Annotated in this window: 8 protein-coding genes; 6 read left to right on the top strand and 2 right to left on the bottom strand. The window is 69.6% G+C overall.

All coding sequences use genetic code 11. The annotated features are described in order from the left end of the window. Positions 1-76 precede the first annotated feature (76 nt). Complete coding sequence (locus ACFQGD_RS29160) at positions 77-1,117, bottom strand: LacI family DNA-binding transcriptional regulator (protein WP_345400071.1); 1,041 nt, start codon at positions 1,115-1,117, stop codon at positions 77-79. Further along, positions 1,114-2,205, bottom strand: coding sequence for a LacI family DNA-binding transcriptional regulator (locus ACFQGD_RS29155; RefSeq protein ID WP_345400074.1), 1,092 nt, complete (start codon positions 2,203-2,205; stop codon positions 1,114-1,116). The genes ACFQGD_RS29160 and ACFQGD_RS29155 overlap by 4 nt, the downstream gene beginning before the upstream one ends. Positions 2,206-2,363: 158 nt before the next feature. Between ACFQGD_RS29155 and iolC the strand changes: the two genes are divergently transcribed. Genes iolC through ACFQGD_RS29125 form a run of 6 tightly spaced genes read left to right on the top strand, consistent with a single transcriptional unit; the run spans position 2,364 to position 9,544 of the window. Beyond that, entirely contained in the window at positions 2,364-3,341 is a 978-nt protein-coding gene (gene iolC, locus ACFQGD_RS29150; protein WP_345400077.1) for a 5-dehydro-2-deoxygluconokinase, read from the top strand. Between the two features lie 7 nt (positions 3,342-3,348). After that, positions 3,349-4,230, top strand: a complete 882-nt coding sequence (locus ACFQGD_RS29145) for a Cgl0159 family (beta/alpha)8-fold protein (protein ID WP_425557358.1) — start codon at positions 3,349-3,351, stop codon at positions 4,228-4,230. Continuing rightward, positions 4,227-5,177, top strand: coding sequence for a 5-deoxy-glucuronate isomerase (gene iolB / locus ACFQGD_RS29140; protein ID WP_390221123.1), 951 nt, complete (start codon positions 4,227-4,229; stop codon positions 5,175-5,177). Before ACFQGD_RS29145 ends, iolB begins: the two co-directional genes overlap by 4 nt. Further along, positions 5,174-7,063, top strand: a complete 1,890-nt coding sequence (iolD, locus tag ACFQGD_RS29135) for a 3D-(3,5/4)-trihydroxycyclohexane-1,2-dione acylhydrolase (decyclizing) (protein ID WP_345400083.1) — start codon at positions 5,174-5,176, stop codon at positions 7,061-7,063. The genes iolB and iolD overlap by 4 nt, the downstream gene beginning before the upstream one ends. Positions 7,064-7,078: 15 nt before the next feature. Beyond that, positions 7,079-8,584 (top strand): CoA-acylating methylmalonate-semialdehyde dehydrogenase, encoded by a 1,506-nt coding sequence (locus ACFQGD_RS29130; RefSeq protein WP_345400086.1) that lies wholly within the window; start codon positions 7,079-7,081, stop codon positions 8,582-8,584. A 12-nt stretch (positions 8,585-8,596) separates the two neighbouring features. Beyond that, positions 8,597-9,544, top strand: coding sequence for a sugar phosphate isomerase/epimerase family protein (locus tag ACFQGD_RS29125; protein ID WP_345400089.1), 948 nt, complete (start codon positions 8,597-8,599; stop codon positions 9,542-9,544). The last annotated feature ends 9 nt before the right edge of the window (positions 9,545-9,553 follow it).

Here is a 9,553-nt window from a genome sequence, read left to right as displayed (position 1 = left end):
CGCTGGGGACGGTACGCAGGAGGTGGGAACGGGGAGCGGACGGCGGGGCAGCGGTGGGCAGGTAATCACCCCGCCCTCACCGTGGCGGGCCGGTGGTGTCTCGCACCCGAAGTTCCGGGTCGAGGACGAGCTCCCGCGCCGGGGCGTTCGGCGACTCGATGCGCTCCACCGCGGTGCGCACGGCGAGTCGTCCCAGCTCATCGGCGTTCTGGTGCACCGTGGTCAGGCCGATGTGCGACAGCATCGCGACGCGGCTGTCGTCGTAGCCCACCACCGATACCTCCTGCGGCACTTTGACGCCCGCCTTGTGCAGCGCGCCGAGCAGCCCCAACGCGCACCGGTCGTTGGCGGCGAGCACCGCCGTCGGCAGCGAGTCCTCGCCGAGCAGCACCTCGGCCGCGCGCATCCCGGAGTCCTCGGTGTGGTTCCCCGGAATCACCCGGACCCACTCGGCCAAGCCGTGCTTGCGCATCGCGGCCCGGTACGCCTTGCGCCGTTCCGCCGCGCCGGGACCGGTGCCGCCGTCGATGTGGATGATGTCGCGGTGCCCCTCCTTGACCAGGTAGTCCACCGCCTGCCGAACGCCTTTCGCTTCGGCCGTGTGCACCGAGTCGAGCGTCGCGTCCGGCACTCGCCTGCTGACAGCGACAACTGGATGTTCCCTGCTCAATTGGGTCAGGTACGCGGCGGACGTCTTAGGCCCAAACAGAATCAGCGCCTCGCAGCGGTGTCCGACAAGCGCGTCGACCGCCCGCTCCTCGTCGCGGGTGGGCACGGTCGTCGATAGCACGATGTCGTAGCCAACCCGGTCCGCCTCGGCGTAGCAGGCCTCCACCAGATCGGCGTGGAACGGGTTGCGGATCGTCAGCATCACGCCGAGCGTTTTCGTGCGGCTGCTCGCGAGCGTGCGCGCGGCGGTGTCCGGGCGGTAGCCGATCTCCTTGGCGACTTGGAAGACCCGTTCGCGCGTACTATCACTGGCACCAGGAGCGTTGCGGAAGATCAGCGACACCAGCGCCCGCGACACGCCCGCCTTCTCCGCGACGTCGGACATCGTCGGCCGTCTACCCGGACGCGCTCCCGTGGAGCCGTCGCCGGTCGCCTGCTGCTCAGTCATGTTTCGACTCCGTCGCCGCCAGATGCGAACCGCATTATGCCGGACCGACCGGGTGGGCCGGTCGTGCCGCGCGTGACCAGCTTGGGTTCCAGCACGAACTCCGCCGCCTGGTCGCGGGTTCCGTCCAGCCGGTCGACGACGCACCGCACCGCGAGTTCCGCGTGTCGATCGGGGTCCTGCCGCACGGTGGACAGGTCGATGTGCGACAGGTGCGCGAGGTGGCTGTCGTCGTAGCCGACCACGGACAAATCGCCCGGCACCGACAGCCCCGCGCGCCACACGACGTCGAGGAATCCCAGCGCACAACGGTCGTTGCCCGCGAGCACCGCAGTTGGCATGGCTGAACGCTCGGCGAGTAGCACGTTCGCCATCGCTGAGCCGGACTCCTCGGTCTGGTCGCCGGGCAGCACGCGGATGTAGTCGTCGAGGCCGTGTTTGCGCATCGCCGCCCGATACGCCTTGCGCCGCTCGGCCGAGCCAGGCCCGCGTCCGCCGTCGATGTGCGCGATCGAGCGGTGTCCCAGCTCCACGAGGTGCGCGATCGCCTGCCGCACGCCCTTCGCCTCCGCCGTGTGCACCGAATCGACGTCGATGCCGCGAAAATGCCTGCCAAGCGACACCACCGGGAGCTTCCTGCCCAGCTCGGCGATGTAACTCGTCGGCAACGTCGGCCCGAGCAGCAGGAGCCCTTCACAGCGATGGCCGAGCAGTGCGTCGACGGCTTTGCGTTCGTCGCGGGTCGGCGACGCGGCCGAAAGCAGGATCTCGTAGCCGCGTTCCTCCGCGACGGGGTAGATGCTTTCCACCATGTCCGCGTGGAACGGGTTGCGCACGGTCAGCAGCACCCCGAGCACCTTGCTGCGGCTGCTCGCCAGCATCCGCGCCGCGCTGTCCGGCCGGTAGCCGATCTCCTCCGCGACCCGGAACACCCGTTCGCGTGTCGCCGTGCTCGCGCCGGGCGCGTCGCGGAACACCAGCGACACCAACGCTCGTGACACGCCCGCTCGCTGCGCGACGTCGGTCATGGTGGGGCGTCGGTCGCCCCGACGCGGTGGTCCCCCCGGCGTGTCCCCCTGTGGTTCCGGCATCCGCACTCCGATCCTTCGCCGCGGTCACGACGTTCGAATTTCTGTCGGTCAGGTCTTGACACGACCGTGTGAGGCCCATCATAGTTCTCATCACTAGAGCGCGCTAGTAGAGCGCACTAGTCAACGTGGAGATCATCGCCACAGTGCGAGGAGGAGTAGTGCCAGTGCAGACCGAAAGCGGCCCACCGGCCGCCGGGGTCGAGGTCCTGACGATGGGCCGGGTCGGCGTCGACGTCTATCCGGACCAGGTCGGGGTGAGCCTCGCGGACGTCACGTCGTTCGGGAAGTACCTGGGCGGCAGCCCGACGAACGTCGCGGTGGCCGCGGCCCGGTACGGCAGGCGTGCGGCGGTGATCACCCGTACGGGGGAGGACCCGTTCGGGCGGTACGTGCACCGGGCGCTGCGCGGCTTCGGGGTGGATGACCGGTTCGTCACCTCGGTGCCTGGCGCGCCGACGCCGGTGACGTTCTGCGAGATCTTCCCGCCGGACGACTTTCCGCTGTACTTCTACCGCGAGAACGCCCCCGACCTGCAGATTCACGCCGAGGAACTGGACCTCGACGCGATTCGGTCGGCGGACGTCTTCTGGGCGACGGTCACCGGGCTGTCGGTGGAGCCGTCCCGCTCGGCCACCCTCGCGGCGTTGGAAGCGCGAGGCCGCAACGGGATTACCGTGCTTGACCTGGACTACCGGCCGATGTTTTGGGAGTCCCGCGAGCAGGCCCGCGCCGTGGTGGCCGAGGCGTTGCGGCACGTGACGGTCGCGGTCGGCAACCTCGATGAGTGCCTGACCGCGGTGGGCGCCGCCGAGCCGCACGAGGCGGCGAAGGTGCTGCACGAGGCCGGGGTGTCGCTGGCCGTGGTCAAGCAGGGCCCGAAGGGTGTGCTGGCCGACGACGGCGGCGGTCCCGTCGAGGTCCCACCGATGCCGGTGGACGTTGTCAACGGCCTCGGCGCGGGCGACGCGTTCGGCGGCGCGCTGTGCCACGGGCTGTTGTCCGGGTGGGACACCGAGCGAACGATCTCGTTCGCGAACGCCGCTGGTGCGCTGGTGGCCGGTGAGCTGTCCTGTTCGGACGCCATGCCGACCACCGAGCAGGTGGAGGCCAAGTTGCGGGAGGTCGCGAGTGTCTGAGAGCAGTCTGACCCCCGACCAGATCCGCGAGCTGGTCACCACCCGGGTGCGCAACCCCGAGGCCATCACCGAAGCCGCCGCGGCCCGCACCAAAGCGAAGTCCGTGCTGGGCGACACCGGCCGCGCCATGATCATCGCCGCCGACCACCCCGCGCGGGGCGCGAACAAGGTCGGCTCCGACCCGAGCGCCATGGCCGACCGCGCCGAACTGCTCGGCCGCATGCGGGCCGCTCTGGCACGTCCTGGCGTCACCGGCGTGCTGGCGACCGCCGACATCCTGGAAGACCTCCTGCTGCTGGGTGCGTTGGAGGGCAAGTCGGTGTTCGGGTCGATGAACCGTGCCGGGCTGGCCGGGTCGTCGTTCGAGATCGACGACCGCTTCACCGGCTACGACGCCGAGAGCATCGACCGGTTCGGTTTCGACGGCGGCAAGATGTTGACCCGCATCGCCCTGGACGATCCCGCGACACCGTCGATCCTGGAGAACACCGCGCACGCGGTGGACGCGCTCGCTGACCGTGGTCGGATCGCGATGGTGGAACCGTTCATCTCGCGCTGGAGCGACGGAAAGGTCCAGAACGACCTCTCCCCCGAGGCGATCACGACGTCGATCACGATCGCGTCCGGGCTGGGGCGTTCCAGTGCCTACACGTGGCTGAAGTTGCCCGTGGCCGACGACGTCACCGCGATGGCTCGGGTGCTGGCGTCGTCGACCCTGCCGGTGCTGCTGCTGGGCGGCGAAGTCTCCGACGCCGACCAGGCGTTCGCCGCCTGGCAGCACACCCTCGCCCTGCCGACCGTGCAGGGCCTCGTGATCGGACGTTCCCTTCTCTACCCGGCCGACGGCGACGTCGCCGGAGCGGTCGACAGGGCGGTGAGCCTGCTGTGAACACCACCGAGAAACTGCATCTGCCCGCCGGGTCGACCGGCCAGGGCGTCTACGACACCGTGGTCACGCCGGAGTCCGCTGGCTGGGGCTTCTCCGGGCTGCGCGTTCTGCGGCTCGCGCCGGGTGGCTCGCACGTCGTGGCGACCGGCGAGGACGAGATGCTGGTGCTGCCGCTGTCGGGCGGCTGCACCGTGGAGACTCGCGAGACCTGCTCGCCGGGTCGAGCCGACAAGCGCGGCGAGACCTTCCGGCTGACCGGCCGGGATGGCGTCTTCACCCGCGTCACCGACTTCGCGTACCTGCCCCGCGATGCCCGCGCCGTCATCACCAGTGCGCACGGCGGCCGTTTTGCCCTCCCTTCCGCGCGGTGTGAGCGGCGACTGACGGCGCGGTATCAACCAGCTGCGGCGACCCCCGCCGAGCTGCGGGGTGCGGGGGTGTGCTCCCGGCAGGTCAACAACTACTGCCTGCCTCACACCTTCGAGGCGGACCAACTGCTGGTGTGTGAGGTGCTGACCCCGGCTGGCAACTGGTCGTCGTACCCGCCACACAAGCACGACGAGCCGGGTCCGAACGAGAGCGAGCTCGAGGAGATCTACTACTTCGAGGTCGCGCCGTCCGATTCGGCGCTTGTCGGGGGGTACGCGGGGGGCGGAACCCCCCGCGGGATGGGGTACCAGCGGGTGTACGGCCGTCCCGAGCGGCCGATCGACGTCCTCGCCGAGGTCCGTTCCGGTGACGTCGTGCTGATCCCGCACGGCTGGCACGGGCCGTCGATGGCGGTGCCCGGCTACGACCTCTACTACCTCAACGTCATGGCGGGCCCCGGCCAGGACCGTGCCTGGCTCATCTGCGACGACCCCGCGCACGCCTGGATTCGCCAGACCTGGCAGTCGCAGGACGTCGACCCGCGCCTGCCGCTGACGAGCGTGGAGGAGAGGTCATGACTGCGACGATCCGGCTCACCACCTCCCAGGCGTTGGTGCGGTTCCTCGCCGCGCAGTACTCCGAGCGGGACGGCGTCGAGCAGCGGCTGATCCCCGGCGTGTGGGGCATCTTCGGGCACGGCAACGTCGCCGGGTTCGGGCAGGCGCTGCTCCAGGCCGCCCACACCGGCGACGAGCACAGCGGCGACCTTCCCTATTACTTAGCGCGCAACGAACAGGCGATGGTGCACGCCTCGGCGGCGTTCGCGAAGATGCGCAACCGGCTTCAGGCGTTCGCCTGCACGGCGTCCACCGGCCCGGGTTCGACGAACATGGTCACCGGCGCGGCACTGGCGACGACGAACCGGCTGCCCGTGCTGTTGCTGCCCAGCGACATGTTCGCCACCCGTTACCCGGACCCGGTGTTGCAGCAACTGGAGGACACCCGCGCTGGGGACGTCACCGTGAACGACGCTTTCCGTCCGGTGTCGAAGTACTTCGACCGCGTCATCCGCCCCGAGCAGCTCATGCCCGCCGCGCTCGCGGCGATGCGGGTGCTGACCGACCCGGTCGAGACCGGCGCGGTGACCCTGTGCCTGCCCCAAGACGTCCAAGCCGAGGCATTCGACTGGCCGATCGACTTCTTCCGGCGCCGGGTGTGGCGCGTCGGCCGCCCGGTGCCGGAAGCCTCAGCGGTCCAGCGGGTCGCCGAGCTGCTGCGGTCAGCAGAGAAGCCGCTGGTCGTGGCCGGTGGTGGCGTCGTCTACAGCGAGGCCGACGCCGAGCTGCGGGCGTTCGCCGACGCCACCGGCATCCCGGTCGCCGACACCCACGCCGGCAAGGGCGCCATCCCGTGGGACCACCCGGCAGCCGTGGGCGGCATCGGCTCCACCGGCACCGCCGCCGCGAACGCCCTCGCCGCCGAAGCCGACGTGGTGCTCGGCATCGGCACCCGCTACAGCGACTTCACCACGGCGAGCCACACCGTGTTCGCCAACCCGGACGTCACCTTCGCGAACCTGAACGTGGCGCGGTTGGACGCGGCGAAGCACTCCGCCGAGATGCTGCTCGCCGACGCCAAGCTCGGCCTCGCCGCGTTGACCGACGCCCTCGACGGCTGGCGCGTCACCGGCGCATACCAGGCGGGCGTCAGGGAGCTGGCCGACGACTGGCGGGCCAAGACGGACGCCTGCTACACGGTCGGGCACACGCCCGTGCCCGCGCAGACCGAGGTCCTTGGCGCGCTCAACGACGTCCTGGAGGACCGCGACGTCGTCATCAACGCAGCCGGGTCCATGCCGGGTGACCTGCAGATGCTGTGGCGCGCCCGCGATCCGAAGGCCTACAACGTCGAGTACGCCTACTCCTGCATGGGCTACGAGATCGCCGCCGGGGTGGGCACCAAGATGGCCGCGCCGGACCGCGAGGTCGTGGTGCTCGTCGGCGACGGCTCCTACCTCATGCTCTGCAGCGAGATCGTCACGATGGTCTCCGAGGCCCTGAAGGTGATCATCGTCGTGGTGCAGAATCACGGCTTCGCCTCCATCGGCTCGCTGTCCGAGGAACTGGGCTCGCAACGCTTCGGCACCCGCTACCGCTACCGCGACAGCGACACCGGCCTGCTCGACGGCGACGTCCTTCCGGTGGACCTCGCGGCGAACGCGGCCAGCCTCGGCGCCGACGTCCTGCGCGCCAACGGCATCAGCGAGTTCCGCGACGCGCTCGCCAAGGCCAAAGCCAGCACCCGCACGACGGTGGTGCACGTCGACGTCGACCTGTACGGCCCCAACCCACCCGGCTCTGGCTGGTGGGACGTGCCCGTGTCCGAGGTGTCGGAGCTGGACTCCACCCGCAAGGCCTACGACACCTACGCCGCCCACAAGCAACAGCAGCGGCACTACCTCTGAATTGGAGCAATTGACGTGAGCACCATCGAGCATTGGATCAACGGCACCGCCACCAGCGCGGGCTCGACTCGCACCGGGCCGGTGTTCAATCCGGCCACTGGCGCGCAGCAGTCTGAGGTGCTTCTGGCCGACGCCGCTGACGTGGACACCGCCGTCAGCGCGGCGTCGAAGGCGTTCGAGACCTGGGCGGACTCCTCGCTGACGCAGCGGCAGCGGATCATGTTCCGGTTCCGCGAGCTGCTCGTGCAGCACGAGGACGAACTCGCCAAGCTCATCTCGTCCGAGCACGGCAAGGTCGTCGAGGACGCGCGCGGCGAGATCGTGCGAGGCCGCGAGGTCGTGGAGTACGCCTGCGGCATCGCCGACGCCCTCAAGGGCTCGTTCAGTGACCAGGTGTCGAGCGGAATCGACGTGCACAACTTCCGCCAGCCGCTCGGCGTCTGCGCGGGGATCACGCCGTTCAACTTCCCGATCATGGTGCCGTGCTGGATGCACCCGATCGCGATCGCGACCGGCAACACGTTCGTGCTCAAACCGTCCGAACGCGACCCGTCAGCGTCGAACTTCGTCGCGAAACTGTACGCCGAGGCAGGGCTACCGGACGGCGTGTTCAACGTCGTCCACGGCGACAAGACCGCCGTCGATACCCTGCTCGACCACCCGGACATCGCGGCCGTGTCCTTTGTGGGCTCGACGCCGATCGCCCGCTATGTGCACGAGAAGGCCACCGCCAGCGGCAAGCGCGTCCAAGCCCTCGGTGGCGCGAAGAACCACGCCGTCGTCCTCCCGGACGCGGATCTGGAGTTCGCCGCGAACCACCTCACCGCCGCCGCGTTCGGCTCGGCGGGGCAGCGCTGCATGGCCGTCTCTGTCGGCGTCGCCGTGGGCGAGGCCGGGGACGCGCTGGTCGACGTCCTCAAAGACAAAGCCAACGACATCACGGTCGGCCCAGGTGACGACCCCGCGAGCGAGATGGGACCGCTGGTCACCCGCGACGCGCGGCAGCGGGTCATCGACGCCGTCGCCACCGGCCAAACCCAGGGCGCGGACGTCGTCGTGGACGGCAGGGACCTGACCGTCAACGGCTACGAGGACGGCTTCTGGGTCGGACCCAGCCTGCTGGACCGGGTCACCCCCGACATGGCCGCCTACCAGGACGAGATCTTCGGGCCCGTCCTCGCCGTCGCGCGGGTCGAGACCGTGGACGAGGCCATCGCGCTCATCAACAACAACCCCTACGGCAACGGCACCGCCCTGTTCACGTCCAGCGGCGCGGCAGCGCGCAAGTTCCAACGCGAGGTCCACGTCGGGATGATCGGCATCAACGTCCCGATCCCGGTGCCGATGTCGTACTACTCCTTCGGCGGCTGGAAGGACTCGCTCATCGGCGACAGCCCCATCCACGGCCCCGACGGCGTCCGCTTCTACACCCGCACCAAGACCGTCACCACCCGCTGGCCAGACGTCCAACGCAGCGCCAAAGACGCGGCCACCGCACTGCACTTCCCCACGACCTCCTGATTGGAGCCGACCATGACCGCAACCAAGACCGTCGTCGGCAACCTCTGCCTCGGTTCCGCCCCCGACTCCTGGGGCGTCTGGTTTCCCGAGGACGAGCACCAGGTCCACTACACCCAGTTCCTCGACGAGCTGGCGAAGGCTGGCTACACCTGGCTGGAGATCGGCCCGTACGGCTACCTGCCCACCGACCCGAAGGTGCTCGCGGAAGAGGTCGCCAAGCGGGGGCTGAAGGTGTCCGGCGGCACGACGTTCGGCGCGCTGCACCGGCCAGAGCTGTGGGACGAGATGCTCGCGCAGACGCGCAAGGTCGCCGAGCTGACCGCCGCCGTCGGTGCGCACCACCTGGTGTTCATCCCGCCGATGTATCGGGACGAAAAGACCGGTGAGTACACCGAGTCGCCCGAGCTGACCGCCGAGCAGTGGGCAGGGTTCGGCAAGGCCGCCGACGAGTTGGGCAAGATACTGCTCAACGAGTACGACGTCCGGCTGTGCCTACACCCGCACGCGGACAGCCACATCCAGACCCAGCCGGAGATCGAGCGCTACCTCAACGAGAGCGACTCCCGCTACGCCAACCTGTGCCTCGACACCGGACACGTCGCCTACGGCGGCGGGGACAACATCGACCTGATCCGCCGCTACGCGGAGCGGGTCGAGTACGTCCACATCAAACAGATGGACGGCGACGTCCTCGACCAGGTCGCCGAGGAAGGTCTCTCCTTCGGCGAGGCGGTCAAGCGCGGTGTCTGTGTCGAACCGCCAGCTGGGGTGCCCAACCCCGCCGGCATCATCGACGAGCTGTCCACTTTGGAGCACGACAGATTCGTCATCGTGGAGCAGGACCTTTATCCCTGCGCCGCGGATGTGCCGTTCCCCATCGCGGTCCGCACCCGCGAGTACCTCAACGGTGTCGGCCTCGCCGGCACCTCCCGGCCTCGGTCGCGTATCACCGCCGAGTAATCCCCTCCC

This window comes from Haloechinothrix salitolerans, from assembly GCF_042662605.1.
In the GTDB taxonomy this organism is placed as follows: Bacteria; Actinomycetota; Actinomycetes; order Mycobacteriales; family Pseudonocardiaceae; genus Haloechinothrix_A; species Haloechinothrix_A salitolerans.
The sequence above is the reverse complement of the archived record's forward strand: the minus strand, read 5'-3'. Positions and strand labels throughout refer to the sequence as shown.

Coding starts and splice junctions, on each gene's coding strand:
- ACFQGD_RS29160 (WP_345400071.1), bottom strand. CDS start 1,117: ATGACTGAGCAGCAGGCGACCGGCGACGGCTCCACGGGAGCGCGTCCG.
- ACFQGD_RS29155 (WP_345400074.1), bottom strand. CDS start 2,205: ATGCCGGAACCACAGGGGGACACGCCGGGGGGACCACCGCGTCGGGGC.
- iolD (WP_345400083.1), top strand. CDS start 5,174: ATGACTGCGACGATCCGGCTCACCACCTCCCAGGCGTTGGTGCGGTTC.
- ACFQGD_RS29125 (WP_345400089.1), top strand. CDS start 8,597: ATGACCGCAACCAAGACCGTCGTCGGCAACCTCTGCCTCGGTTCCGCC.